The organism is Citrobacter sp. Cb023, from assembly GCF_030336805.1.
Taxonomy (GTDB): Bacteria; Pseudomonadota; Gammaproteobacteria; order Enterobacterales; family Enterobacteriaceae; genus Citrobacter; species Citrobacter braakii.
The window spans coordinates 582,837-608,275 of sequence record NZ_JAOWCV010000038.1 but is presented as its reverse complement, the minus strand read 5'-3'; the positions used below and the strand labels follow the sequence as shown (position 1 = coordinate 608,275).

The following is a 25,439-nucleotide window of genomic DNA, read 5'->3' as shown; positions in this document are numbered from 1 at the left end:
AGGCTCATACTGATTCAGGAGATTGTCATGGACCGATTCCCACGATCCGATTCTATTGTACAGGCCCGTTCCGGCCTGCAAACGTATATGGCGCAGGTGTACGGCTGGATGACCTGCGGATTGTTGCTGACGGCGTTTATCGCCTGGTATGCGGCAAATACGCCCGCGGTGATGATGTTTGTCTTCTCCAGCAAAATCACCTTCTTTGGACTGATCATCGCCCAGCTAGCGCTGGTGTTCGTCCTGTCCGGCATGGTGCAAAGGCTCAGCGCGGGAATGGCGACCACGCTGTTTATGCTCTATTCGGCATTAACCGGGCTGACGCTATCAAGCATTTTTATCGTCTATACCTACTCGTCTATCGCCAGCACCTTCGTGGTCACCGGCGGGATGTTCGGGATCATGAGTTTGTACGGCTACACCACCAAACGCGATCTCAGCGGTTTCGGCAATATGCTGTTTATGGCACTGATCGGTATTGTGCTGGCCTCGCTGGTTAACTTCTGGTTGAAGAGCGAAGCGCTGATGTGGGCGGTGACCTATATTGGGGTGATTGTGTTTGTCGGCCTGACCGCTTATGACACGCAGAAGCTGAAAAATATCGGTGAGCAGATCGACCTGCGTGACAGCTCAAATCTGCGTAAATACGCAATTCTTGGGGCCTTAACGCTGTATCTGGACTTCATCAACCTGTTCCTGATGCTGCTGCGTATCTTCGGCAATCGTCGTTAACTCTCTGTTGCCGGATGGCGTAAGCCGCCATCCGGTGAATCATTTCGCCATCGCCTTCTCGTTTTTTACCCGCAACTTTTTCGCCCGGCTCTCCAGCAGCAAATAGCACATCAGCGCCAGCAGCAGCGGAATAAAATAGTACAGCACGCGATATGCGAGCAGGGCGGCAATGATTGTCCCCTGAGAGGTGTTCTCTCCTGCCAGCAGCGCCATAAAGACCGCCTCCAGCACGCCAATCCCCGCCGGAATATGCACGATAACACCGGCAATACTGCTCACCAGTAGTACGCCCAGCACGAAGAAATAGTTGATATTCTGACCCAGCAACAGCCAGATAATCGCCCCCATTACCATCCAGTTAGTACCGGATATCGCCATTTGCGCGAGGGCAAATTTCCAGGAGGGCAGCACTAGTTTTTGGCCCTTGATGGTGATGTGGCGATGTTTAGCGAAAGCGCAAAACCACAGATAAACAACAATCATCAGCAGCAGCGCAATGCCTAAGAGACGTAGCGTACCTTCATCGATATACCAGTGCGCGGGCAGTTCAACAACGCCGAAAGTGAAAATAAAACCGCCCAGCAGAATATAGCCCAGCCAGTTGGTGGTAATGCTCAGTGAAAAAATTCGCGTAATTGTGCTCCCCGGTAATCCGAGACGCGAGTAGAGACGATAACGCATCCCAATACCGCCCACCCAAGTGCTTAACGTCAGGTTGAAGGCGTAACAGATAAACGACACCAGCATGACCTGGCGTTTTGCCAGCTTGTGCCCGCAGTAGTAGCGCCCGAGCAAGTCATAGCAGCCGTAAAGTAAATAACTGACGATCACCAGCCCTACGGCGCTGAGCAGGGCGATCCGATTGTAATCGCGAATTACCGTCCATACTTCCTGCCAGTTGACCTTACTGGCATAAACGACCAGCAATACGATGACTGCAATAAAAAATAGCCATGTGAGGATCTTTTTCGCTAAGCGCCAGCGTCGGTGGTTTTTTGGCATCAGGTTTCCCCTCCTGCATCCTCAGTTGGAATACGATCCTGGGTTTCCAGAGTTGGCTGTGCGGGTGGTTCTACCTCGGCCAGATGCGGGGTATGCGCCGGTAGCCAGCCGACCAGCGCCGGGAAGTGGCGTAAAAAGTGGAAGGCCAGCACGCTTTTGGTCAGGTTCCACCAGGTGCGTTTTGGCAGCATTGATTCATCAACTCGCTTGCAGTCCTGCGCAATAATGGGGTTCAGGTTGTCACGCAGGGTCTGGTTAAACGTGCGGTCATGAATAATAAGATTTGCCTCCAGATTGAGCGACAGACTAAGCGGGTCGAGATTGCTGGAACCTACCGTCGCCCAATGATCGTCCATCAGCGCGACTTTACCATGCAGGGGCTTACGCCGGTATTCATAGACATGGACGCCGCCTTTAACCAGATAGTTATACAGCAGGCGGGCACCCACTTTCACAATCGGCATATCCGGTTCACCCTGGACGATGAGTTTTACCCGAACGCCGCGTCGCGCAGCTTTTCGTAGGGCATGCAGCAGGCGATAACCCGGAAAGAAATAGGCATTGGCAATGATCACTTCCCGCCGGGCCTGGGTCAGCATTTTCAAATAGTGGCGTTCAATATCATCGCGATGCTCTTCGTTATCGCGCCAGACAAACAGCGCCTGCGCTTCGCCTGGCCGATGATTTTCAATTGCCCGGTGATGACGTCGCCACCAGCGTCGTACGGCGCTCTGTCCCGGTAAGTTATCCAGCACGAATTTCAGGATGTCGGCCACGACTGGACCTTCCACGCGAACGGCGTAATCCTGCTTGGCCTCGGGACCGTAATCAGACATGTGTTCAGCGGAATAATTAATACCGCCGACAAAGGCAACACGATCATCAATGACCACAATTTTGCGATGCATACGGCGAAAGAGATTGGTGCGCATACCGAACAGACGCGGGCGCGGATCGTAGTAGCGGAAAACAACGCCTGCTACGGTCAACTCTTCGACAAAACTGTCGCTAAGATCCGGCGAGCCGTAACCGTCCAGCAACACCTCTGCTTTGATTCCGCGCTGGGCGGCGCCGAGCAAGGCGGCATGCAGCTGTTTTCCGACCGCATCTTCAAACCAGATAAAAGTCTCAAGGATAATTTTTTTCTGTGCCTGTGCAATGGCGTCAAAGACGGCGGGATAGTATTGATCGCCGTTTTCCAGTAGTTGAATTTGATTGCCTTCACGCCAGCCATTTTTCATAAACGAATCTCCGCACTCAGGGGGGCATGATCGGACAAATGTCGCCAGTGACGCAGCGCCAGCGTCGTTGGGGTACTGGCATTCGCGTTTTTCACATAGATCCTGTCCAGACGCAGCAGGGGAAACTGCACCGGAAACGTCCGCGCCGGGCGACCGTGGGCGCGGGTAAAAATCTCGTCAAGGCCGGCCCTGGCTTTCAACGGGTGATTGGCCGTTTGCCGCCAGTCGTTAAAATCTCCGGCGATCACCACGGGCTCCGCGTCGGGCAGGGCATTGACCCAGTCAGCCAGCATAGCGAGCTGGGCCTGGCGGTGTGCTTCACGCAAACCGAGATGCACGCACATGACATGGATTGGGTGCGAGAGCATTGGCGGCACGATGCGGCAGTAAAGGACCCCGCGCTTTTCACTCGCGCCGACGGACACATCGCGATTTTCATAATGTTCAATAGGATAACGCGACAACACCGCGTTACCGTGATGCCCTTGCGGGTACACGGCGTTACGCCCGTAGGCGAAGTCGCTCCACATGGTGTCCGCCAGAAATTCGTAGTGGGTGGTATCCGGCCAGTTCTCAATCTGCAGCGAGTGAGCATCGTGCGCGCCCATGACTTCCTGCAGGCACACAATATCTGCACCGACCGTTCTGACAGCCTCCCGTAGCTCAGGCAAAATAAAACGCCGGTTGAAGGCGGTGAACCCTTTGTGAGTATTAATAGTGAGCACATTGAATGAAAATTGAACTCCCGATCCGCTCATGAGCCTCCCGTTGGCGTCACTTCCTAAATAAAATAGTGTAGTCGTCGTCACAAAAAGATGCGGTGTTGCGGAATTTTTCGTAAAGTCCGGTACTCTGAATAATTAGTTGAAAATCCTTCAGGAGAAAAGCCATGAGGTGGCAACAACGTGTTCGTGTCGCAACGGGTCTAAGTTGCTGGCAGATTGTGTTGCATTTACTGGTAGTGGCGTTGCTGGTAATGGGCTGGATGAGCGGTACGCTGGTGCGCGTCGGCCTGGGATTATGCGTCGTTTACGGCGTAACGGTTTTATTAATGCTGGCCTTGCAACGTCACCATGAACAGCGCTGGCGCGACGTAGCTGATGTGCTGGAAGAGCTGACTACCACGTGGTATTTCGGTGCCGCGATGATCGTACTGTGGTTGCTGTCGCGCGTGCTGCAAAACAACGTCTTGCTGGCCCTGGCGGGGCTGGTGATCCTTGCCGGACCCGCCGTGGTCTCGCTGTTGGCGAAAGAGAAAAAGCTACATCACCTTGCGTCTAAACATCGCATACGCCGCTGAGCCGGTCGTGGCCGCTATTACCAACAGCGGCCACAAACTTCCCCACACAATCTGCAGACTCGCATCCTTCAGGTAAATCTGTTTCGTGATGTCCGTAAAATGGCGGATTGGGTTTATCCACGTCAGATTCTGTAGCCAGACCGGCATATTTTCGACCGGCGAGACGTAGCCTGAAAGTAAAATCGCCGGCATCATAAACACAAACACGCCGATAAATGCCTGCTGCTGGGTGGCGCACAGTGATGAAATCAGCAGACCAAAGCCGACCAGCGACAGCCCGTAAATCACCATCGTGAAATAGAACAGCGCCAGTGAACCGGCAAAGGGGATGTGATAAGCCCAGATGCCGATCGCCAGCACAATGGTGGCCTGAAACGTTGCCACAATTAACGCGGGCACCGCTTTACCGATGAATATCTGCCAGGTGGTAAGCGGGGAGACCAGCAACTGATCCAGCGTGCCTTGCTCGCGCTCACGGGCAACCGAGAGCGAAGTGACGATCATGACGCCGATGGTGGTGATCATGGCGATCAGCGACGGAACCACAAACCATTTGTAATCCAGATTCGGGTTATACCAGTTACGCACCACCAGCTCGCTGTTGTTCGGTTTCTGCTTGCCGTCCATCAGCTCCTGCTGATACTCCTTAACGATCTGCTGCAGATAATTCGCGGCAATTTGCGCACTGTTAGAGTTACGCCCGTCGAGAATAATCTGCATGGGAGCCTGCTGGAAGGTATCCAGATTACGCGAAAAGTTGGCCGGGAAGCGCACCAGCAACAGGGCTTTTTGCGTGTCGATGGTGGGCTGGATCTCCTGCGGGCTTTTCAGCAGCAGAACGTGCGTAAAGGCGCTGGCGCGAGCGAAGCGCTGGGTTAGTTCCACCGAATGTTTACCGTTGTCTTCGTTATAGATAGCGATAGTGGCGTTGGTGACTTCCAGCGTGGCCGCGAACGGGAACAGAATAACCTGAATCAGCACAGGTAAAATCAGAATGGCTCGCGTCTGCGGTTCACGTAACAGCGATTGCAGCTCTTTACGAATTAATGTCCATAAGCGATGAAACATGCCCGTCCCCTTAATCCAGCCGACGTTTGGTTTTAAGCCACGTCAGGCCAATAAACATCACCGCCGAAGCGATTAAAAACAGCACGTTGATAATCAGCACCACCGGAATATTTCCCGCCAGAAACAGGCTTTGTAGGGTGCTGACGAAATAACGAGCCGGAATAATATAGGTTACTGCCCGGATAATCGCCGGCATGCTGTCTATCTGGAAGATAAATCCCGACAGCATAATCGAGGGCAGGAAGGCGGCGTTTAGCGCGACCTGCGCGGCGTTAAACTGGTTGCGGGTGATGGTGGAGATAAGCAACCCCATGCCGAGCGTGCTGAGCAGAAACAGGCTGGTAATGAAAAACAGGATCAGCAACGAACCGCGATAAGGCACGCCGAGAATAAACACCGACACCAGCATACACAGCAGCATCGCCAGCATGCCCAAAAAGTAATAGGGGATCAGTTTGCACAGCAGCAGTTCGACGCGGGTGACTTCGGTAGACAACAGCGCTTCCATGGTTCCGCGCTCCCATTCGCGCGCCATCACTAATGAGGTGAGGATAGCGCCAATGACCGTCATGATGATGGTTACCGCCCCGGGAATAATAAAATGTTGGCTGATGGCCGCCGGGTTAAACCAGTAGCGGGTCTGCACGTCGATCAAAGGTTCAAATGATTCTCCGCGATCTTCCGCCCGCTGTTGTTGCCAAATCTGCCAGATGCCTTCGACATAACCCTGTACAAAGTTAGCGGTATTCGGTTCACTACCGTCGGTGATCACCTGAATTGGCGCCACGTCGTTGGGTCGCGCCATCTGCTGGGCGAAATCCACCGGGATCACCACCAGCCCGCGAATGCGCCCGGCCTGCATTTTCTCAATCAATTCCTGACGGTTATCGCTGATGGTGGCGTCAATATACGGTGAACCGGTCATGGTATGGGTAAAATCCAGCGCCTCTTCGCTTTGCTGTTCGAGCAAAATCCCTACCCGCAGCTTGCTGGAGTCGAGGTTGATCCCGTAGCCGAAGATAAACAGCAGCAGCAGCGGGATCACCACCGCAATCAGCCAACTGCTGGGATCGCGGACGATCTGGCGCGTCTCTTTCACACACAGCGCGCGTACGCGACGCCAGGAGAGAACGGAGTTACTCATGCGTATGCTCCTTATCCCAGTCATTGATTAGCGTGATAAAGGCCTGTTCCATGGTCGGGTCTGGCGTCTCACTGTCAGCAGCCTGAGCTTTCAGGTCGTCCGGCGTACCGCTGGCAATCAGTTTTCCGCGATACACCAGCCCGATGCGATCGCAGTATTCTGCCTCATCCATAAAGTGGGTGGTCACCATCACCGTGACGCCTTTTTCCACCATGCTGTTGATATGTAACCAGAACTCCCGACGGGTGAGAGGATCGACCCCGGAAGTGGGTTCATCGAGGAACAGAATGTCGGGTTCATGCATCAGCGAACAGGCCAGCGCCAGGCGCTGTTTAAAGCCCAGCGGCAGTTCGTCGGTGGCGTGGGAGGCGATACTCTTCAGGCCGAATGCCTCGCTCATCCGCTCGATTTTCTCCTTCTGCGCCCGACCGCGCAGGCCGTAGACGCCGGAGAAAAAGCGCAGATTCTGTTCAACCGTCAGGTTGCCATACAGGGAGAATTTCTGTGCCATATAACCCAGATGCTGACGCGCTTTACCGGAGCTGACCTTCAGGTCCATGTCCAGCACCAGTGCTTTACCCGAGGTGGGGACCAGCAGGCCGCACATTATTTTAAAGGTGGTGGATTTGCCCGCGCCGTTGGGTCCTAACAAACCAAAAATCTCGCCGCGCTGCACGGCAAAGTCTACGTGGTCGGTAGCGGCAAAATCGCCAAATTTTTTGGTCAGCGCTTTGGCTTCGATCACCGTTTCACCTGGCGTGCCTTCCACGGTATGCAGGATAGCGCCCAGCGGGGACTCCGATGTTCCGGCTCCGCCGAGTAAATCGATAAAGGCATCCTCGAAGCGGGGGGCGGTTTCGTTGATGGTTATCTCCGGCATGCCGTCAGCGTTTTGAATCTGCTGGGCCGTCGCTTCTTTTTTCAGGATTAAGCGGACGGATTTCCCCTGAATCATCCCGTCGCTAACCTGCGGCAGTTTTAACGTGCGTTGCAGAAGTCGGCGGTTATTTTCCTGCGAACTGCTCATCAGGAAGCTGCGACCCGACATGGTTTGCGTAAGCTGAGTGGGATCGCCCTGATACAGCAATTCACCTTCGTTCATCAGCAGCACATCACGGCATTGTTCAGCTTCATCCAGATACGAAGTGCTCCAGAGGATCAGCATGCCGTCCCCGGCCAGCTCATGAACCATTTGCCACAGTTCGCGACGGGAAATAGGGTCGACGCCCACGCCAGGCTCATCCAGCAGTAACACGCTGGGTTCACCGACCAGCGTACAGGCAAGTCCGAGCTTCTGCTTCATGCCGCCGGAAAGCTTGCCGGCCAGTCGTCCGGTAAACGGCCCCAGCGAGGTAAATTCCAGTAGTCGGGCAAAGGTTTTTTCTCGCGCTTCACCGGTAACGCTACGTAAATCTGCATAGAGATTAAGGTTCTCCATGACGGTCAAATCTTCATACAGACCAAATTTCTGCGGCATGTAACCCAGTACCGCATGCAGCGCGCTGTCGTCTTTGATGGGATCAAAACCAATTACCGTTGCGCTACCGGCGTCGGGTTTCAACAGCCCTGCCAGCATTCGCATCAGCGTGGTTTTGCCAGCACCATCCGGCCCGACCAGCCCGGTCACGTAGCCCGCATGAACGGTACAGTCGAGCGGGGCGACGGCCGGTTTATCCATTCCGGCAAAGTTTTTCGTCAGTCCATTCAGCGTAATGACGGCGTCATTCATGCCGTGCCTCATCGCTGAACTTTATCGTTACCGGCATTCCCTGGCGCAGCGCATCGTCCGCGTCGGTCACCACAATACGCAGGCGATAAACCAGGTCGGTGCGCAGGTCAGGGGTCTCGACTGTTTTTGGGGTAAACTCCGCGGTGGGCGACACGAAGCCGATTTTACCGTGATACGGTTTGTCCGGACGGCCATCGGTGTAAAGCAGGATTTCGCGTCCTGGCTGCGCCTCGCTTAGATTTTGTTCGTCAACGTAGGCGCGAACCCATACCGGACGCGTGAGTGACAGCGTCAGTACCGTGCCCCCTTCGTTCAACATGCTGCCGGGTTCGACCGCACGGGTGAGTAACGTGCCGTCAGACGGCGAGGTCAGCGTGGTGTCATGCAAATTAAGCTCTGCCTGGGCCAGCTCGGCCTGAGCTTGTTCGAGCGTGGCTTTCGCCTGCTCAATGTCCTGCACACGATTACCGCTGCGGTATTGGGTGAGTTTATCCTGTGCGGACTTCAGAGAGGCCAGCGCCTGATCGCGTGATGAACGGGCGTTTTCCAGATCGTTGGCGGAGATAGTGCGGCTTTTCCACAATCCCACCTGCCGATTGTAAAAGTTTTGCGCGTAATCATAGGCTGCCTGCGCCTGTTTGACTGCCGCTGCGGTTTGCGCGATCTCTTCTTCACGATACCCTGCCAGCATCAGATCGTATTGCGCCTGCGCGGCGGCAACATTCGCTTTTGCCTGCATTAATGCGTTTTCATACGGTGCACGGTCCAGTTCGCCCAGCACCTGACCGGCGGTAATGGCATCGCCTTCGTCAACCGCTAGCGAGGCCAGCCTGCCGCCGACGCGAAAACTCAGGTTGACGCTACGTATATCGACATTGCCGTACAGCGTCAGACCGTTATCTTGCCGACTTTGATACCACCACGTTCCACCGGCAATCACGGCAACGAGGGCCGCGATGACCAGCCCGAGAACGACAGGTTTTTTCATGACTCCAGACTCCTTTGCGTTAAACCTTGCAGAATAAGATCGATGTGACAGGTGATCGTTTGGTCAATCAGCGCGGTTTTATCCTCATCAAATTGTGACCAGCCCGTACGCAACAGAATGGTTTCTTTCCCCAGACGAAAGGCCAGTACCTCGCCGAGTAGGGCGTGGGTGTGCAGGATCATTTGGGTATCGTTGGCATCGCCGCCGGTATAGGCAGCAATCAGGCGCGTCAGGTGAGTATGTAGCGGATTGATAACCTGGTCGTGCACCAGTTGATAAGCCGCGGTGGGGGAAAGCTGTTCGCGCGAAATAAATTTGCTCAGGTTAACGGTATCGTCCTGGGTTAACAGCATGATCATATTTTTGCAGGCGCGGAGGATCAGTTCGCGCATCGCGCCACGATCCGGTTCCGGCTGAGCAAACAGACGCTCGGCTTCTTCAGCATGCGGGCGAAACTGTGAGCCGATAAAATCCGCAATCCACTGGGCGCAGGCGAGATATAAATCCTCTTTTGAGCCAAAATAGTAGGTGATGGCAGCAATATTTTGCCCGGCCTGCGCGGCGATATCGCGAGTAGTGGCGTGCAGACCATACTCGCCAAACTGCGCCAGCGCGGCGGCAATAAGCTGATTTTTCGCCTGTTCACCTTTGGTTGTCATGGTGGGTGTATTCATAGCACGACTCAGATCTTAATCAATCGATTGATTAAGATTATGACTGATGTGTAACCTTGTCCAGTCCGGACCGTTATTTTTCAGCGCAGGGATAATTTATGCGGCACATCACAAAAACTGCTACACTCCGCCCCTTCATGACATTGTGGTTTTTGTCATCTTTATTATATGTATCTCCCTGAAAACGACACCGGTAACGGTCAGGGTGGTTCGGAGTTGTTATGTCTTTTGATTCCCTTGGTTTAAACCCTGATATTTTACGTGCCGTTGCCGAGCAGGGTTACCGTGAACCTACCCCTATTCAGCAGCAGGCGATCCCTGCCGTGCTGGAAGGCCGCGATCTGATGGCTAGCGCCCAGACCGGTACGGGGAAAACGGCAGGTTTTACCCTGCCGCTGTTGCAGCACCTGATTACCCATCAGCCGCATGGCAAAAGCCGTCGTCCGGTGCGTGCGCTGATCCTTACGCCAACCCGCGAACTGGCGGCCCAGATTGGCGAAAACGTACGTGATTACAGTAAGTATCTGAATATTCGCTCGCTGGTGGTCTTCGGCGGCGTGAGCATTAACCCGCAGATGATGAAGCTGCGCGGCGGTGTGGATGTGCTGATCGCCACGCCTGGTCGTTTGCTCGATCTGGAACACCAGAATGCGGTGAAACTGGATCAGGTTGAGATTCTGGTACTGGATGAAGCTGACCGCATGCTGGATATGGGCTTTATTCATGATATCCGTCGCGTTCTGGCGAAACTGCCGGCAAAACGCCAGAACCTGCTGTTCTCAGCAACATTCTCTGATGATATTAAGTCGCTGGCCGAAAAGCTGCTGCACAATCCGCTGGAAATCGAAGTGGCGCGCCGTAATACCGCGTCAGAGCAGGTGACTCAGCACGTTCATTTTGTTGATAAAAAGCGTAAACGTGAACTGTTGTCGCAGATGATCGGTCAGGGCAACTGGCAGCAGGTGCTGGTGTTTACCCGTACCAAACATGGTGCGAACCATCTGGCGGAACAGCTGAATAAAGACGGCATTCGCAGCGCGGCGATCCACGGTAATAAATCTCAGGGGGCGCGTACGCGTGCGCTGGCTGATTTTAAATCCGGTGATATTCGTGTGCTGGTGGCGACCGATATTGCCGCGCGCGGTCTGGATATTGAAGAGCTGCCGCATGTGGTGAACTACGAGCTGCCAAACGTCCCGGAAGATTATGTGCACCGTATTGGTCGTACCGGTCGTGCGGCCGCTACCGGCGAAGCGTTGTCTCTGGTGTGCGTTGATGAACACAAGCTGCTGCGTGACATCGAGAAGCTGCTGAAAAAAGAGATCCCGCGAATTGCGATGCCTGGCTACGAGCCAGACCCGTCCATCAAAGCCGAGCCGATCCAGAATGGTCGCCAGCAGCGTGGCGGCGGTGGTCGCGGTCAGGGTGGCGCTGGGCGTGGTCAGCAGCCGCGTCGTCAGGATGGCGGTGCGCCAAAAGCGAAACCGCGTAGCGGCGAAGGCAAACCGGCGGGCGATAAGCCTCGTCCACCGCGCCGTCCGCGCAAACCGTCTACAGCGCAGTAATTGCGAGCCCGGCCGAAAGGTCGGGCTTTTCTTTTTGCGACACGTATCAGAAAGTGCCACAATAGTGGCTGTTTATACAGTATTTCAGGTTTTCTCATGGCACTAACGGCTGCGCTAAAAGCGCAAATTGCCGCCTGGTATAAGGCGCTTCAGGAACAGATCCCCGACTTTATTCCCCGTGCGCCGCAGCGGCAGATGATTGCTGACGTCGCGAAAACGCTCACTGGGGAAGAAGGGCGGCATCTGGCAATTGAAGCGCCGACCGGGGTGGGGAAAACGCTGTCGTACCTGATTCCCGGTATTGCCATCGCGCGTGAAGAACAAAAAACGCTGGTGGTCAGTACCGCCAACGTTGCTTTACAGGATCAGATCTACAGCAAAGATTTACCGCTGCTGCGCAAAATTATCCCCGATCTGCGTTTTACCGCCGCGTTTGGTCGCGGGCGTTATGTCTGCCCGCGTAATTTAGCGGCGCTGGCCAGTAGCGAACCCAATCAGCAGGATCTGTTGGCCTTTCTCGACGATGACCTGACGCCCAACAACCAGGAAGAACAAAAGCGCTGCGCCAGGCTAAAAGGCGATCTCGATAGCTACAAGTGGGACGGGCTGCGCGATCACACGGATATCGCTATCGACGACGGACTCTGGCAGCGCCTGAGCACTGATAAAGCCAGCTGTTTGAATCGTAACTGTCACTACTATCGTGAATGCCCCTTTTTTGTCGCCCGCCGTGAGATTCAGGAAGCCGAAGTGGTGGTGGCTAACCACGCGCTGGTGATGGCAGCCATGGAAAGCGAAGCTGTTTTGCCGGAGCCGAAGAACCTGCTGCTGGTTCTTGATGAAGGTCACCATTTGCCGGACGTCGCGCGCGATGCGCTGGAGATGAGCGCAGAAATCAGCGCCCCCTGGTATCGACTGCAGTTGGATCTGTTTTGCAAATTAGTGGCCACCTGCCTGGAACAGTTTCGTCCAAAAACCACGCCGCCGCTGGCGAATGCCGAGCGTCTGAACGGTCACTGTGAGGAACTGTATGAGCTGATTTCATCGCTCAATAACATTCTTAATCTGTACATGCCTGCGACCCAGGAGGCGGAACACCGCTTCGCGATGGGCGAACTGCCTGCGGAAGTGATGGAGATTTGTCAGCGTCTGGCGAAGCTAACAGAAATGCTGCGCGGTCTGGCGGAACTGTTCCTCAACGATCTCAGCGAAAAAACCGGCACCCACGATATTGTGCGTCTGCATAGGGTTATTTTGCAGATGAATCGGGCTTTGGGCATGTTTGAGGCGCAAAGCAAACTGTGGCGGCTGGCTTCGCTCGCGCAGTCGTCAGGCGCGCCGGTGAGTAAATGGGCGACGCGCGAAGTGCGTGACGGGCAGATCCACGTCTGGTTCCACTGTGTGGGGATCCGTGTGAGCGATCAGCTTGAACGACTGCTGTGGCGCAGCGTACCGCATATTATCGTGACCTCCGCCACGCTGCGTTCGCTCAACAGCTTCTCGCGTTTGCAGGAGATGAGCGGGCTGAAAGAAAAAGCAGGGGACCGGTTTATCGCGCTGGATTCACCGTTTAATCACGTTGAGCAAGGCAAAATCGTCATTCCACAGATGCGCTACGAACCGTCAATTGATAACGAAGAGCAGCATATCGCGGAAATGGCCGCCTATTTCCGCGAACAGCTGGAAAGTAAAAAGCATCAGGGCATGCTGGTACTCTTTGCCAGCGGTCGGGCAATGCAGCGTTTTCTTGAGCACGTTACCGATCTGCGTCTGCTGTTGCTGGTACAGGGCGACCAGCCGCGCTATCGACTGGTGGAGCTGCACCGCAAGCGGGTGACCAACGGCGAGCGTAGCGTACTGATTGGGCTGCAATCTTTTGCCGAAGGTCTGGATTTGAAAGGCGACTTGCTGACCCAGGTGCATATTCACAAAATTGCTTTTCCGCCTATCGACAGCCCGGTGGTGATCACCGAGGGCGAGTGGCTGAAAAGCCTGAACCGCTACCCCTTTGAGGTGCAGAGCTTGCCCGCGGCGTCATTCAATTTGATCCAGCAGGTTGGGCGACTCATTCGTAGCCACGGCTGCTGGGGAGAAGTGGTTATTTATGACAAGCGTTTATTGACCAAAAGCTATGGCAAGCGTTTACTGAACGCATTACCCATATTTCCGATAGAGCAACCTGCTGTGCCAGACGTTATAGTAAAACCAAAAGAAAAAGCGAAACCCACGCGTCGCCGTCGGCGTTAACGATGCGAGCAACAGGCAAGGAGTTATCGATGGATTACCGCAAAATCATCAAAGAGATTGGGCGAGGAAAAAATCACGCGCGTGACCTGGATAAGGATACTGCTCGCGGACTGTATACCCATATGATGAACGGCGAGGTGCCCGATCTTGAGATGGGCGGTGTACTGATTGCGCTGCGAATTAAAGGCGAAGGCGAAGCGGAGATGCTGGGCTTTTACGAAGCGATGCAGAACCACACCATTCGCCTGACTCCGCCAGTGGCCAAACCCATGCCGATTGTCATTCCCAGCTACAATGGCGCGCGCAAGCAGGCAAATTTGACTCCGCTGCTGGCGATTTTACTGCATAAACTGGGCTTCCCGGTGGTGGTGCACGGTGTCAGCGAGGATCCAACCCGCGTGCTGACTGAAACCATTTTCGAACTGATGGGGATTGCGCCAACGCTGCATGCCGGGCAGGCGCAGGCAAAGCTGGATGGTCATGAGCCGGTGTTTATCCCGGTGAGTGCGCTGTGTCCTCCGCTGGAAAAACAGCTGGCGATGCGCTGGCGAATGGGCGTGCGTAACAGTGCGCATACGCTGGCTAAATTAGCCACGCCGTTTGCCGAAGATGCCGCGCTGCGTCTTTCCAGCGTTTCTCACCCGGAATACGTATCGCGCGTGGCGAAATTTTTCGGCGATATCGGTGGGCGTGCCCTGTTGATGCACGGTACCGAGGGTGAAGTGTACGCCAACCCGCAGCGCTGCCCGCAGATAAGCCTGATAGATTCGTCCGGCGTGCGAGTGCTACAGGACCGGCAGAGCGAGATGCCCGATGAGCCGGTCCCACTGCCGGTGGCTAAAGACCCGGAAACTACCGCGCGCTGGATTGAGCGTTGTCTGGCGGGCAGTGAGCCGGTTCCGGCATCGCTGAAAATCCAGATGGCCTGCTGCCTGGTAGCAACCGGTGAATCCGCGACGCTGGCTGAAGGACTTGACCGCGTCGAGCAAAGCTTCTGATTTTTCTTTCTCCCGACGGGTCATTTGCCAGTCCCGTCGGTTCACGCTTTCCGGCAACGTGAAATTTCTGCACGTTTATTGATCTCCTGAGCGCTGTGGCGCAGCATAGTTTGTTGAAAAATAAGAACCACAATCAACACGCGACACAACAGGAGATAACAATGAACAGTGGACATCGCTTCCATGCGCCAACGCTGCACGCCTTTATCCAGGCCGTTTTTCACCAGATGGGAAGCAATGAGCTGGAGGCGCGACTGGTGGCCGATCATCTGATAGCCTCTAACCTCGCCGGCCACGACTCCCACGGTATCGGCATGATCCCAAGTTATATTCGCTCATTTTCGCAGGGACACCTGCAGATCAACCGCCATGCCAAAGTGGTCAACGATGCGGGAGCGGTGATTACGCTTGACGGCGACTGCGCATTTGGTCAGGTGGCGGCCCACGAGGCAATTACGCTTGGGATCGAAAAAGCGCGCCAGCACGGTATCGCTGCTGTGGCATTACATAATTCGCACCATATTGGACGCATTGGCTACTGGGCGGAGCAATGTGCTGCGGCGGGTTTTGTTTCGGTGCACTTTGTGAATGTGGTAGGGATCCCGATGGTCGCACCGTTTCATGGCCACGATAGTCGATTTGGCACCAACCCCTTCTGTGTGGTGTTCCCACGTAAAAATACGTTCCCGTTGTTGCTGGACTATGCAACCAGCGCCATCGCGTTTGGCAAAACCCGTGTGGCATGGCACAAGGGTGAGCCGGTGGCTCCGGGATGCCTGATTGATGCTAATGGGGTACCCACAACCGATCCTGCCGTAATGCAGGTCTCTCCACTGGGGTCGTTGCTGACCTTCGCCCAACACAAAGGTTATGCGCTGGCGGCAATGTGCGAAATTATGGGGGGAGCGCTTTCTGGTGGTAAAACCACACATGAAGAGAGCCTGCAGACCAGCGCGGATGCCATCATTAACTGTATGACGACCATCATTATGAATCCGGAACTGTTTGGCGCGCCGGACTGCGACAACCAGGTCGCGGCCTTTGCTAAGTGGGTGAAAGCGTCCCCACATGCTGAAGATGCCCCGATCCTGTTGCCAGGGGAGTGGGAGGTGAATACTCGTGAAGAACGGCTGGAGCAAGGTATTCCGCTGGATGCCGGAAGCTGGCAGGCGATTTGCGAGGCGGCGTTGCAAATAGGGATGCCAGACGCCGTGTTGCAGGAATTCCGTCAACGACTGGAACACTAAGCAAAAAAAAAGCCCGTCCAGTGGCGGACGGGCAAACAAAGGGTAACAAACAGGGTCAATGAGGGTTGGAGCATTGGGTCGTACAGGTAATCTTTCGGTTATTTATAGATAACCGCGGTGCCGCTCATTTTGTCTTTGCCGATAGCGGAAGTGATGCTGTAACCCGTTGCGCCAGCAGCAGTCGCTTTTTCAGCCAGTTTTGCTTCCAGGCCGTCCAGCGTGGTGGCGCCGTCAGCAGATACCACACCAATTTTGTTCATGTTTTGCGCCTGAGTAGAGGAAACTGGCTCGGCAGCGAAAACGCCAAATGACAGGGTAGACAGAGCGATGGCGGCAACAGCAAATTTGATATTTTTCATGATTAATTTCTCGCAGGTTTGTTCTGTTAGTCAGTGTTCTTTAAGAAGACGTTGTTTCGTCGATGTGAGAAGTATCACGTTTTTTTATGCGAGATAAAATCGAATAGAATTGACGACATCAATCAAAAAAATTGAATGACAAATAACTTATTGAATATTAATAAATTCGAAAGAGGGATTTACAGTTCTTGTCATTGCGCTTTACAGAGAAACCGACAACGGCACATTTTGCTACACAGAGTGCAAAAAAGCGTGCTCGTAAAGGAAATCGTATGCGCTGAAACTTTCGGTAAAGATAAGTCAACGTAGCTGGCTGTCTTTCGAACCTCTGCGATTATATCCTGAAAATCCTGCGCTATGTGAATCTTTATCCTGCTGGCATGTGATGCACAAGCGTACGCCGGGCACGGCCTCCCGTCTGGCCTGAGGGATTGGATTACCACATTCTTCGCATTCATACAGACTTTCCCCCGTCGGTAACTCACCGCGGGCGCGGGCAACAGCATCTTCAATAGTATTGTTGATCTGTTCGTTAACAGCGTCGTCATTTGCCCATCCGGATGCCATACCTACCTCCTGCTGATGTCTACAGAATAACTATAGCGAATGTGATGGCTGAAAAACGACCACGTGTCAGCGGTATCAGATTTCAGACCATTCGCGCAGCAGGTTATGGTAGAGATTGAGAAGCGACAGGATCTCGCTACTCTCCCCATGACGTGTCTTCAGGGACTGGATGTTTTTATCCAGTTCAAAAAGCATGGCGCGATTTTTGTCGTCCCGGATCATCGACTGGATCCACATAAAGGATGCCACCCGAACACCACGGGTCACCGGCGTAACGCAGTGCAGACTGCTGGAAGGGTAAAGTACCAGATCGCCTGCCGGAAGTTTTACCGCATGCTGGCCGTAAGTGTCATTGACCAGCAGCTCTCCTCCCTCATAATCGTCGGGATTACTCAGGAATAAGGTGGCAGAAAGATCTGTGCGCATCCAGCCGTTTTGCGGATGACTACGCACCGCGCCGTCAACGTGAAAACCGTAGGTCTCGTTGTGCTGGTAGCGATTGAACAGCGGTGTGGAAAGCGTTTTCGGTAATGCAGCGGCGAAGAATAACGCGCTGTTTTTCACCGCGTTTTGTACCGCCTGTTGTAAAACGCTGTAACGCTCACTTTGCGTATCCACCTGCTGGTTGTTTTTAACCTGCGCACCCTGAGCGCCGGTGGTTGCGCGTCCATCAACCCAGTCGGCAGCGTCCAGTTGTTCGCGAAACCAGGCGACATCCTGCGCCGACAGAATGCCGGGAATGTGATACATCATCAGTGTTTCTCCTGAAAGTGGGGCTTACGCCCCACGTAAAAGATCAGAAATGCATATTTGCCGTGAGCAGGAAGGTTCTTGGCTCGCCCGGATGGTAACGGTATCCGCTCTTGTTAATGGAGGATACATAATCGGTGTCGAACAGGTTATAGACGTTCAACTGGAAATCGAGATTGCGATTCACGCGATAACCCAGTTTCGCGTCGGCGACCCAGTAACCTTCGGTGTAGGATGGCGTACCCACGGCCCCGTCGGAACCGCGATGCATACTGCCCACGTAGCGAGCGCCCGCGCCAACAGAGATATCATCGGTAGCCTGATACTGGTTCCACAGCGTGAACGCATGTTCTGGCGTGTACGGCAGGGATGAAGAACCATCCTGAGCAACGTTTTTGCCGCTGTGGATCGTCGCGCGCTGCTGGGTGTAACCCCCAATAACCTGCCATGCGGGAGTGATGTTCCCTGCTACCGAGAGTTCGTAACCTTCAACGCGCTTCTCCCCGTACTGGGAATATGTGCCGTCGTCGTTCTGCTCAACTTCGTTCTCAATATCCGTACGGAAAATCGCGGCAGTTAACAGCAGGCGCTTATCCAGCACCTCCCATTTGGTGCCGATCTCGCTGGTTTTCGCTTTCTGCGGTTTGAAATCGGTACGGTTCGCACTGTTACCGCTTCCGCCCTGAGCGAGGGCAAAGTTGCTGCCGCCCGGCGGTTGCTGAGAAACGGCGTAGTTAATGTAAACGTTACCGTTATCGGTCAGGTGATACAGCGCGCCCGCTTTCCAGTTCACCAGATTGCCTGATTTGGCAGTATCCACGGTGGTGACCGGAGAACCTTTCGCCACGCCTGTCGGACACGCGACCGCGCCGCGACCAGAAGCGCCGCAAGCGGTGGCGCTGTCATATTCCGTGCGATAATTGTCGAGGCGAATACCACCGTTTAGTTCAAACTCACGGGTAATCTGTAGCGTATCAAACGCGTATACACCGAAGGTATCGGTTTGCCCGTTAGCATTAGCGCCGTTACGAGACAATCCGCCGATATTCACATTGCTGTTGGGGTGATAGATATTTACCGACGGCGGAGTGATCGGGTTTACACCATAGTTGGTTTGCGTTTCACGCGTTAGCTCCACGCCGGTGCTGATGTCGTGACCGATGGATCCGGTGTAAAATTTTGAGGTCAGGTTGGTTTGGTTGGTCAGGATCTTATTGCTGACATCTTTGGTATTTGCCAGGCGTGACCAGGTCCAGGTGTCGACGCTGCTGGAGGGTTGGGTGATGTTAGTCGCGCCGCCCATCACCGCCGTCATCAGATAATCCTGCTTAATGCGTGACCAGCGGGTGGTGTTGCGAATAGTGGTGCTGTCGTTCAGGTCATGTTCAAAACGCATCGTTGCAGTATCGGTCGTCGAATCGTCGTAATCCGAGTTGGTACCGTAGAAGTTATGTGTATCCACTTTTCCTGACTGATTCAGTGCAGCAGTCCCCGCGGAAGGCGCGGAATATCCCGGCAGACCGATGGTGGGGACACCGCCATCCGGGGTGTTGTGCTGGGTGACATGCAGATAGTTCAGATACAGTCGGTTCTCAGTGCCTAAGCCAAAGGCGAGCGAGGGGGCCACACCATAACGTTCATTCTTAACGTTATCGCGACCGGCATCATGCGTTTTTTCACCCATCAGGTTTAACCGTGCAGCGGTGGTCTCGCCGATGACCTGGTTAATGTCCAGCGTACCACGGCGGAACCAGGCGCTACCGACGCTGGCCGAGGCATCGATCCCTGAGTCGGTGCGCGGCTGTTTGCTGATCATATTGATGGAGCCCGTTGGCGCGCTACGGCCATAGTCGGTGCCGGAGGGGCCTTTGATCACTTCAACCTGTTCGGTATTGAAAGTGTCGCGCGTAACGCTGCCAATATCACGGATACCGTCGATATAAATACTGTTCGAGGTATCCGCACCACGCATGTATACCGCGTCACCGGTAGTGGAGTTGCCGTTCTCACCGGCGAAAAACGCGCCAACGCCCGGTACGTTTTTCAGCGCATCGGTCAGATTGGTTGCGCCTTGATCCTTAATCACTTGCTCAGAAATCACTGTCATGGTGCGGGTTGTATCCGCTAGCGGGCGGGAGAACTTAGGGTCGGCAGACTGCGTTGGGGCGTATAACGAAGGTTTGGCCGCTTCAACAACCAACGTATCTTCTTGTTTTTTATCTTGATCGCCCGCGGCGACAGCCTGAGCTACCGGAGACAGGCCAATACACAGACCGGCAAAAAAAGTCAGTGAATGAAAACTACTGGCAGGCAAATTGCGATTTTTATCCATGTTAGTGAGTGACTTATTATTTTTTGAGTAGACGGTTTCACTCGCGCGAAGGGACATCTCTGTGGATGTTATACCCTGCAGGCCTCGCGGGAGTGAATGTATAATTGATAATGATTTTGATAAGCATTACTAATCAGTGCGACGTTTTAGCATTCATTAATTCAAAAATAAATACATTTATTTACATTGGATTCAAAATTGCTACACGATGATTACAATTTGAGCGGTGAACGACGTGAACAGCAGGTAGCAAACTGCATTCGGGGTGAATGCAGTTGGGCTAAGGTGAGGGACTACTTATAGATAGTTGCGCTGCCGTACATCTGGTTTTTACCGCCCGCAGAATTGACGACAAAGCCTTTTGCGCCTTGCTCTTTCGCTTTCTCTGCCAGCTTGTCTTCGAGATCGCTCAGGTTAGAAGCTCCGGTAGCGAAAACAGTGCCGGAAGCTTGTAGCTGGCCGGTTTGGGGGCTGGTGTAGGGCTGTGCAGCAAAGGACGCAAATGTCATGCCGGTCAGTACGGTAGCGGCAAGGAATGTGAGGCATTTCTTCATGGTGATATCCTCTGAGAAACAACAGGTCGTGCCTGATAAGTTTAGGCCGTCAGCGGATGACATTTACCGCAAAAAACTGGTGATGAGCTATCTGTTTTTTGAACAATCAGCAAGCCATCAAATAGGTATAAAAAAAGCAAATTTCCTTGCTGTGTGTTTACCGCGTGGCGTTATGCGGGTATCTTACGCCGCTGTTAAAAGGAGAATGCTATGTCCCCCCAGAAACCGGGATTACACCCACGTAACCGCCACAATGGCCGTTATGATCTTGCTACTTTATGCCAGGTTACACCCGAGTTGACGCAATTTCTCACCCTCACGCCTGGCGGCGAGCAGAGTGTTGATTTCGCGAATCCGCAGGCAGTGAAGGCGCTCAATAAAGCACTGCTGGCGCATTTTTATGCGGTGAAAAACTGGGATATTCCAGACGGTTTTCTGTGCCCGCCGGTTCCTGGTCGCGCTGACTACATTCACCATCTGGCCGACCTGTTAGGTGAAACCAGCGGAACCATTCCGGCAAATGCGAGCGTGCTGGACGTGGGAGTAGGGGCAAACTGTATTTATCCGCTGATCGGCGTGCATGAATATGGCTGGCGATTCACCGGTAGTGAGACCAGTAGCGAAGCGTTTAACAGCGCTCAGGCGATCGTAAATGCCAATCCGGGGTTAACCCGTGCTATTCGTCTGCGTCGCCAGAAAGATGCTACGGCAATCTTCAACGGTATCATTCACAAGAATGAGCAATATGAAGCCACATTGTGTAACCCGCCTTTCCATGATTCTGCGGCTTCAGCCCGCGCCGGAAGCGAGCGCAAACGTCGTAATCTGGGGCAGGATAAAGATGATGCGCTGAACTTTGGCGGGCAGCAGCAGGAGCTGTGGTGTGAAGGCGGTGAAGTGGCGTTCATCAAAAAAATGATCGCCGAAAGCCAGGCCTTTGGCCGTCAGGTGATGTGGTTCACCACGCTGGTTTCGCGCGGTGAGAATTTGCCACCGCTGTACCACGCGTTAACGGATGCGGGCGCGGTGAAAGTGGTTAAGAAAGAGATGGCCCAGGGGCAAAAGCAGAGTCGCTTTATTGCCTGGACCTTTATGGATAACGATCAGCGTCGCCGTTTTATGGCGCGTAAACGCTAAAGCGTTGGCTCGGTTGGCGGCAGCGGTTCGCTTGCTGCCGACGCAGGGCCATTCACCGGTGCAGGCAAGACCTGATAGGTCTGTACCGGCGCGCGTACGTTGGCCAGATCGAAGTATTTCTTCACCTGGCTGTCGAGCGCGAAACGTACCGTCCACTGTTTCAGCGGTAATGTGGTAAATGAGACCCGTAGCGTGAAGGCCGTATTGGTTAACCCCACAATCCCGGCAAACGACGGCTCGCCAATAATCAGCCCGCGAATATCGTCCTGTTCCATCACTGCAGCCACAGCGTCTTTCAACGCCTGATTCGCTTTATCCGCATCCTCATGGCGGTCTACGTCGTAATTGGCGACGACCGATCCAATCCCGCGCACAAAGTTGGCGAAGGTCGTTATCGATGACCAGGGAATGATATGGTACGCCCCGGTGTCCTGACGGACGCCCACAGAGCGGATGGACATCCGTTCAACCGTACCGGTGAGTGGACCGATGGTCACCAGGTCGCCGGTGTTCATACCATTTTCGAACTGAATAAAGATCCCGGTAATAATATCTTTTACCAGCGTTTGCGAGCCGAAAGAGATAGCCAGCCCCAGCGCCCCGGCCCCGGCCAGTAAGGGTGCGATATTGACGCCAATTTCGGATAGCACAATCATGATGGTGATCGTGCTGATGATCACCGCCAGCGCGTTGCGAAACAGCGTCAGCAGGGTGCGGGTACGAGCGCTGGGGAGCGGGCGGCCGTGAATATCGGAAGCCAGACGATTTTCAATCAGGCTGGCAAGGATCGTCCAGCCGATGGCGGAGAAGAATAAAATCAGCGCGATACGGATCAGGATGTCCACCGTTTTTTCTCCTGCGCCGTAATGCAGCCAGTTCCAGAAGTCGAATAATCCCCAGGCATTCAGTAACAGCATTACCGCGACGCACACCGTCAGGATCCTGGCCACGCTTAACGCCGTCGACAGCCAGCCATTCAACCGTTTTTGTAATTCCGGATAGCTGCGCTGGGTGTGTGGAGAAAGGGTAATGGTCTTGGCTATCCAGCGGGAAAGCATACCGGAAACAAAAGCGGCGATCCCAATGATCACCAGGCTGCGCAGCGTAGCGCCCATCATGAATTTCAGGCTGTTGCCAGGATCAAACAGCGAGAAGAAAAACAGCACAATGAAGTAGGCGCTGGCCAGCCAATGCCATACCAGCGCAAAGGCGCGGATAAACAGGCTGAAAAACGCTAACGATCTTTCCGCCAGATTCAGCAAATGCTGCGTTATCTCTTTCTTGTTTCTGAAAATCAGGTACAGCGCCCATAGCGTGATACAGAGCATGATGATGACGTTTGCCATCGCGCCGACCTGCACGTTGACCTGATTCGAGATAATGGGAACGGCAACGATAAGTCCGTATCCAATCAGGCTGCTCAATGAACTTAAACGGCGATTCCAGTAGCGCGCACCGGCATCCTGAATGTTAAACGGGCGCAGTTCGGCCACCGTTGGGCAAAATATCAGGCGCAGAATGGCTTTGAAGAACTCAATCAACGCAAAGGCATTGAGAAACAGACTTTGCTGAAAGGCGATAGTGCGGCTACCGGCGTTCATTCTGTCACTCAGTATCTGCCCGACAAACAAAGTCAGCGCCAGCAGAAGCAAATCGATAATGAATGCGCCGATGATCATCGCCGGAAGCTGGAGCCAGTTGCTGCGTTCGCGGTTTTTCCGTCGTGCCCATTGCCCCATTTTGCGATACAGCGGCAGCGCGCACAGGCGAAGCAGCCAGAAAAAACCGAACACTGACGCCGCCAGCATTAAAAAATGGGTCAGGGCATTGGTGAACGTTTGCGGGTTGAAGGTCTTGTGTGGTGCATCGGTAATATTGCGGTAAAGCTGAGCAAAGCGGCTGGAGAGCGCCTCACCGTAGTGGCGGGTGACATCCGTGACGTTTTCCAGCACCGTTTTTTCTTCCGTTAACGTGGGCGGAACAATGGTTGGCACCGGCTCGGCAGGGGGCGCTGTCGCCACTTTGCGTAACTGACCGATCAGTTCCTGGCGCGAGGCGTCATTTTCCAGCACATCAGCCAGTGCGCCGTAGGCCGCTTTTTTCTGTTCAACATCCGGCTCTTTCGCCGGCGCGGTTTGCGCGTTGGTTGACGTTGGCGTAGTGACGCCAGGTATCGTCACCGCCTGAGTCGGGAGACTCACCAGACAAACAAAGATGAACAGGATCCAGCGCATGACTCCTCCCATGAGAAAATAAATTCAAAAGGATAAGTATAGATGTCAGGGCGGGGGAGAAATGAAATGAGAGGATTCTGGTGAAAAACCTCCCTTCAGGCGAAGGGAGGGAGAGCTATCAGGAAACGTGCTGCAAGAATTCCTGTAAACGTTGGCTGGGCGGATTTTCAATCAGGGCCTGCGGATTACCGTCTTCGGCAATACGTCCCTTATCAATGAAAATCAGGCGTGAAGCCACTTTTTCGGCAAAGCCGATTTCGTGGGTCACAATCACCATGGTCATCCCTTCCTCCGCCAGATCCTGCATAACTTTCAGAACTTCGTGGCGCAGTTCCGGGTCCAGCGCTGAGGTTGGCTCATCAAACAGCATCATTTTCGGCTTCACCGCCAGCGCACGGGCGATCGCCACACGCTGCTGTTGACCGCCAGACAGTTCAGAAGGGTAGTGATGCGCACGCTCGGCCAGACCTACTTTCGCCAGCAGCTCTTTAGCCAGTTTCTCGGCCTGTTCTTTATTCGCCCCGCGTACGCGCTGCGGTCCGAACATGACGTTTTCCAGCGCCGTCAGATGCGGGAACAGGTAGAACTGCTGAAACACCATCCCGGCTTCCTGGCGGATTAACCGCTCGTCTACCTTTGGATCGTTTACCTTCAGACCGTCGACGATCAGATCGCCAGAGGTTATCTCTTCCAGTTTGTTAATGCAGCGTAGCAGGGTTGATTTGCCGGACCCGGATGGCCCGATAATTACCACCACTTCGCCCTGCTGAATGTTCAGGTCAATATTGTGCAGCACCTGGGTTGGGCCAAAGTGCTTAGAAACGTTTTTAAATTCAATCACAGGATTTTCATCCTTCTTTCCAGACGACGCAGAATGAAGCTCAGCACCAGCGTAATGATCAGATAGAACACCGCAACGGCGCTCCAGATTTCCAGTGCGCGGAAGTTACCGGCAATGATTTCCTGGCCCTGACGGGTCAGTTCAGCGACGCCAATGACAATAAACAGCGAGGTATCTTTAATGCTGATGATCCACTGGTTGCCCAGCGGTGGCAGCATACGACGCAGCGCGAGAGGTAAAATAACGTGGCGGATAGTCTCTGTACGTGAAAGCCCAAGCGCCAGTCCGGCTTCACTGAATCCTTTATGGATTGAGAGCACCGCGCCGCGGGTGATTTCCGCAATATAGGCGCCGGAGTTGATCATGATGGTGACAACGGCGGCGCTAAAGGGATCAATGCGTAAATCGTTAAATGCCATTGGCAGGGCAAAGTAAATAAACATCACCTGCACAACGATTGGCGTACCGCGAATGACTTCGATAAACACCAGCGCTACGTGGTTGGCTATCCAACCGCCGAAAGTACGCGCAAACCCTGCTGCAAGCCCGATTATCAGACCGCCTGCCAGACCGAGGACCGAGATCCACAGGGTCATTTTGGCGCCTTCAATCAAAAGTGGGATGGCGGGCCAGATGGCACTCCAGTCAAACTGCATATTTCGTTCCTGTTACCGTGGTGAGAAAAGTAATGAGCCATAACGTGATGACTCAAAATTGCAGGCCCGGCGGC

Annotated in this window: 23 protein-coding genes; 7 read left to right on the top strand and 16 right to left on the bottom strand. The window is 54.0% G+C overall.

Translation table 11 applies throughout. The features are described 5' to 3' along the window. Positions 1–27: 27 nt before the first annotated feature. Entirely contained in the window at positions 28–732 is a 705-nt protein-coding gene (locus tag OGW44_RS16710; RefSeq protein WP_003831536.1) for a Bax inhibitor-1/YccA family protein, read from the top strand. A 39-nt stretch (positions 733–771) separates the two neighbouring features. Here OGW44_RS16710 and OGW44_RS16705 read toward each other — a convergent pair whose 3' ends face one another. From OGW44_RS16705 to OGW44_RS16695, 3 genes are read right to left on the bottom strand one after another with little or no spacing between them, the layout of a single operon-like run. Next, positions 772–1,734 carry a lysylphosphatidylglycerol synthase domain-containing protein gene (locus OGW44_RS16705; RefSeq protein WP_016152350.1) on the bottom strand — a complete coding sequence of 321 codons (963 nt, stop codon included), beginning with the start codon at positions 1,732–1,734 and terminating at the stop codon, positions 772–774. After that, a complete protein-coding gene (clsB, locus tag OGW44_RS16700; RefSeq protein WP_049269841.1) occupies positions 1,734–2,975 on the bottom strand; it encodes a cardiolipin synthase ClsB in 1,242 nt (413 codons plus the stop codon). The genes OGW44_RS16705 and clsB overlap by 1 nt, the downstream gene beginning before the upstream one ends. Next, on the bottom strand, positions 2,972–3,733 hold the full coding sequence (locus OGW44_RS16695) for an endonuclease/exonuclease/phosphatase family protein (protein ID WP_181635791.1): 762 nt from the start codon (positions 3,731–3,733) through the stop codon (positions 2,972–2,974). The genes clsB and OGW44_RS16695 overlap by 4 nt, the downstream gene beginning before the upstream one ends. 131 nt (positions 3,734–3,864) lie before the next feature. Between OGW44_RS16695 and OGW44_RS16690 the strand changes: the two genes are divergently transcribed. Continuing rightward, positions 3,865–4,275 carry a YbhQ family protein gene (locus tag OGW44_RS16690; RefSeq protein ID WP_185654307.1) on the top strand — a complete coding sequence of 137 codons (411 nt, stop codon included), beginning with the start codon at positions 3,865–3,867 and terminating at the stop codon, positions 4,273–4,275. Here OGW44_RS16690 and OGW44_RS16685 read toward each other — a convergent pair. From OGW44_RS16685 to cecR, 5 genes are read right to left on the bottom strand one after another with little or no spacing between them, the layout of a single operon-like run. Continuing rightward, on the bottom strand, positions 4,237–5,343 hold the full coding sequence (locus OGW44_RS16685) for an ABC transporter permease (protein WP_185654308.1): 1,107 nt from the start codon (positions 5,341–5,343) through the stop codon (positions 4,237–4,239). The two genes, OGW44_RS16690 and OGW44_RS16685, sit on opposite strands and share 39 nt — an antisense overlap. Positions 5,344–5,353: 10 nt before the next feature. Beyond that, positions 5,354–6,487: an ABC transporter permease gene (locus OGW44_RS16680; RefSeq protein ID WP_185654309.1), complete on the bottom strand. Its 1,134-nt coding sequence runs from the start codon at positions 6,485–6,487 to the stop codon at positions 5,354–5,356. Next, positions 6,480–8,216, bottom strand: a complete 1,737-nt coding sequence (locus tag OGW44_RS16675) for an ATP-binding cassette domain-containing protein (protein ID WP_185654310.1) — start codon at positions 8,214–8,216, stop codon at positions 6,480–6,482. Before OGW44_RS16675 ends, OGW44_RS16680 begins: the two co-directional genes overlap by 8 nt. Beyond that, on the bottom strand, positions 8,209–9,204 hold the full coding sequence (gene hlyD, locus OGW44_RS16670; RefSeq protein WP_049043047.1) for a secretion protein HlyD: 996 nt from the start codon (positions 9,202–9,204) through the stop codon (positions 8,209–8,211). Before hlyD ends, OGW44_RS16675 begins: the two co-directional genes overlap by 8 nt. Then, positions 9,201–9,878 (bottom strand): transcriptional regulator CecR, encoded by a 678-nt coding sequence (gene cecR, locus OGW44_RS16665; protein ID WP_016152358.1) that lies wholly within the window; start codon positions 9,876–9,878, stop codon positions 9,201–9,203. Before cecR ends, hlyD begins: the two co-directional genes overlap by 4 nt. Positions 9,879–10,099: 221 nt before the next feature. Here cecR and rhlE point away from each other — a divergent pair, with 221 nt between their 5' ends. The 4 genes from rhlE to OGW44_RS16645 all read left to right on the top strand — a co-directional run bounded on the left by rhlE (position 10,100) and on the right by OGW44_RS16645 (position 15,935). Beyond that, positions 10,100–11,443, top strand: coding sequence for an ATP-dependent RNA helicase RhlE (gene rhlE / locus OGW44_RS16660; protein WP_047415258.1), 1,344 nt, complete (start codon positions 10,100–10,102; stop codon positions 11,441–11,443). A 96-nt stretch (positions 11,444–11,539) separates the two neighbouring features. After that, the gene (dinG, locus tag OGW44_RS16655; RefSeq protein WP_046274637.1) at positions 11,540–13,690 is read left to right on the top strand and encodes an ATP-dependent DNA helicase DinG; all 2,151 of its coding nucleotides are present in this window, start codon (positions 11,540–11,542) and stop codon (positions 13,688–13,690) included. A 29-nt stretch (positions 13,691–13,719) separates the two neighbouring features. Further along, positions 13,720–14,688 carry a DNA-binding protein YbiB gene (ybiB, locus tag OGW44_RS16650; RefSeq protein WP_046274638.1) on the top strand — a complete coding sequence of 323 codons (969 nt, stop codon included), beginning with the start codon at positions 13,720–13,722 and terminating at the stop codon, positions 14,686–14,688. A 161-nt stretch (positions 14,689–14,849) separates the two neighbouring features. Then, positions 14,850–15,935: a malate/lactate/ureidoglycolate dehydrogenase gene (locus OGW44_RS16645; RefSeq protein WP_185654311.1), complete on the top strand. Its 1,086-nt coding sequence runs from the start codon at positions 14,850–14,852 to the stop codon at positions 15,933–15,935. A 98-nt stretch (positions 15,936–16,033) separates the two neighbouring features. On the opposite strand, the gene ybiJ is transcribed toward OGW44_RS16645, so the two are convergent. The 5 genes from ybiJ to mcbA all read right to left on the bottom strand — a co-directional run bounded on the left by ybiJ (position 16,034) and on the right by mcbA (position 20,497). Further along, positions 16,034–16,294, bottom strand: a complete 261-nt coding sequence (gene ybiJ, locus OGW44_RS16640; RefSeq protein ID WP_016152363.1) for a DUF1471 family protein YbiJ — start codon at positions 16,292–16,294, stop codon at positions 16,034–16,036. 300 nt (positions 16,295–16,594) lie between these two features. Beyond that, a complete protein-coding gene (locus OGW44_RS16635; protein WP_115190789.1) occupies positions 16,595–16,861 on the bottom strand; it encodes a DksA/TraR family C4-type zinc finger protein in 267 nt (88 codons plus the stop codon). A 75-nt stretch (positions 16,862–16,936) separates the two neighbouring features. Beyond that, positions 16,937–17,614 (bottom strand): PKHD-type hydroxylase YbiX, encoded by a 678-nt coding sequence (gene ybiX / locus OGW44_RS16630; protein ID WP_149381114.1) that lies wholly within the window; start codon positions 17,612–17,614, stop codon positions 16,937–16,939. 43 nt (positions 17,615–17,657) lie between these two features. Then, positions 17,658–19,943, bottom strand: a complete 2,286-nt coding sequence (locus OGW44_RS16625; protein ID WP_049043091.1) for a catecholate siderophore receptor Fiu — start codon at positions 19,941–19,943, stop codon at positions 17,658–17,660. A 293-nt stretch (positions 19,944–20,236) separates the two neighbouring features. Next, a complete protein-coding gene (gene mcbA / locus OGW44_RS16620; RefSeq protein WP_016152367.1) occupies positions 20,237–20,497 on the bottom strand; it encodes a DUF1471 family periplasmic protein McbA in 261 nt (86 codons plus the stop codon). Positions 20,498–20,707: 210 nt separating this feature from the next. Between mcbA and rlmF the strand changes: the two genes are divergently transcribed. Next, positions 20,708–21,634, top strand: a complete 927-nt coding sequence (rlmF, locus tag OGW44_RS16615) for a 23S rRNA (adenine(1618)-N(6))-methyltransferase RlmF (RefSeq protein ID WP_016152368.1) — start codon at positions 20,708–20,710, stop codon at positions 21,632–21,634. Here the strand turns inward: rlmF and ybiO are convergent. The 3 genes from ybiO to glnP form a co-directional block, all read right to left on the bottom strand. Further along, the gene (ybiO, locus tag OGW44_RS16610) at positions 21,631–23,868 is read right to left on the bottom strand and encodes a mechanosensitive channel protein (protein ID WP_049043042.1); all 2,238 of its coding nucleotides are present in this window, start codon (positions 23,866–23,868) and stop codon (positions 21,631–21,633) included. The genes rlmF and ybiO overlap by 4 nt on opposite strands. A 118-nt stretch (positions 23,869–23,986) precedes the next feature. After that, on the bottom strand, positions 23,987–24,709 hold the full coding sequence (gene glnQ, locus OGW44_RS16605; RefSeq protein ID WP_003035246.1) for a glutamine ABC transporter ATP-binding protein GlnQ: 723 nt from the start codon (positions 24,707–24,709) through the stop codon (positions 23,987–23,989). Next, complete coding sequence (gene glnP, locus OGW44_RS16600; RefSeq protein WP_003035248.1) at positions 24,706–25,365, bottom strand: glutamine ABC transporter permease GlnP; 660 nt, start codon at positions 25,363–25,365, stop codon at positions 24,706–24,708. The genes glnQ and glnP overlap by 4 nt, the downstream gene beginning before the upstream one ends. Positions 25,366–25,439: the final 74 nt, after the last annotated feature.

Coding starts and splice junctions, on each gene's coding strand:
- OGW44_RS16710 (WP_003831536.1), top strand. CDS start 28: ATGGACCGATTCCCACGATCCGATTCTATTGTACAGGCCCGTTCCGGC.
- OGW44_RS16705 (WP_016152350.1), bottom strand. CDS start 1,734: ATGCCAAAAAACCACCGACGCTGGCGCTTAGCGAAAAAGATCCTCACA.
- clsB (WP_049269841.1), bottom strand. CDS start 2,975: ATGAAAAATGGCTGGCGTGAAGGCAATCAAATTCAACTACTGGAAAAC.
- OGW44_RS16695 (WP_181635791.1), bottom strand. CDS start 3,733: ATGAGCGGATCGGGAGTTCAATTTTCATTCAATGTGCTCACTATTAAT.
- OGW44_RS16690 (WP_185654307.1), top strand. CDS start 3,865: ATGAGGTGGCAACAACGTGTTCGTGTCGCAACGGGTCTAAGTTGCTGG.
- OGW44_RS16685 (WP_185654308.1), bottom strand. CDS start 5,343: ATGTTTCATCGCTTATGGACATTAATTCGTAAAGAGCTGCAATCGCTG.
- OGW44_RS16680 (WP_185654309.1), bottom strand. CDS start 6,487: ATGAGTAACTCCGTTCTCTCCTGGCGTCGCGTACGCGCGCTGTGTGTG.
- OGW44_RS16675 (WP_185654310.1), bottom strand. CDS start 8,216: ATGAATGACGCCGTCATTACGCTGAATGGACTGACGAAAAACTTTGCC.
- hlyD (WP_049043047.1), bottom strand. CDS start 9,204: ATGAAAAAACCTGTCGTTCTCGGGCTGGTCATCGCGGCCCTCGTTGCC.
- cecR (WP_016152358.1), bottom strand. CDS start 9,878: ATGAATACACCCACCATGACAACCAAAGGTGAACAGGCGAAAAATCAG.
- rhlE (WP_047415258.1), top strand. CDS start 10,100: ATGTCTTTTGATTCCCTTGGTTTAAACCCTGATATTTTACGTGCCGTT.
- dinG (WP_046274637.1), top strand. CDS start 11,540: ATGGCACTAACGGCTGCGCTAAAAGCGCAAATTGCCGCCTGGTATAAG.
- ybiB (WP_046274638.1), top strand. CDS start 13,720: ATGGATTACCGCAAAATCATCAAAGAGATTGGGCGAGGAAAAAATCAC.
- OGW44_RS16645 (WP_185654311.1), top strand. CDS start 14,850: ATGAACAGTGGACATCGCTTCCATGCGCCAACGCTGCACGCCTTTATC.
- ybiJ (WP_016152363.1), bottom strand. CDS start 16,294: ATGAAAAATATCAAATTTGCTGTTGCCGCCATCGCTCTGTCTACCCTG.
- OGW44_RS16635 (WP_115190789.1), bottom strand. CDS start 16,861: ATGGCATCCGGATGGGCAAATGACGACGCTGTTAACGAACAGATCAAC.
- ybiX (WP_149381114.1), bottom strand. CDS start 17,614: ATGATGTATCACATTCCCGGCATTCTGTCGGCGCAGGATGTCGCCTGG.
- OGW44_RS16625 (WP_049043091.1), bottom strand. CDS start 19,943: ATGGATAAAAATCGCAATTTGCCTGCCAGTAGTTTTCATTCACTGACT.
- mcbA (WP_016152367.1), bottom strand. CDS start 20,497: ATGAAGAAATGCCTCACATTCCTTGCCGCTACCGTACTGACCGGCATG.
- rlmF (WP_016152368.1), top strand. CDS start 20,708: ATGTCCCCCCAGAAACCGGGATTACACCCACGTAACCGCCACAATGGC.
- ybiO (WP_049043042.1), bottom strand. CDS start 23,868: ATGCGCTGGATCCTGTTCATCTTTGTTTGTCTGGTGAGTCTCCCGACT.
- glnP (WP_003035248.1), bottom strand. CDS start 25,365: ATGCAGTTTGACTGGAGTGCCATCTGGCCCGCCATCCCACTTTTGATT.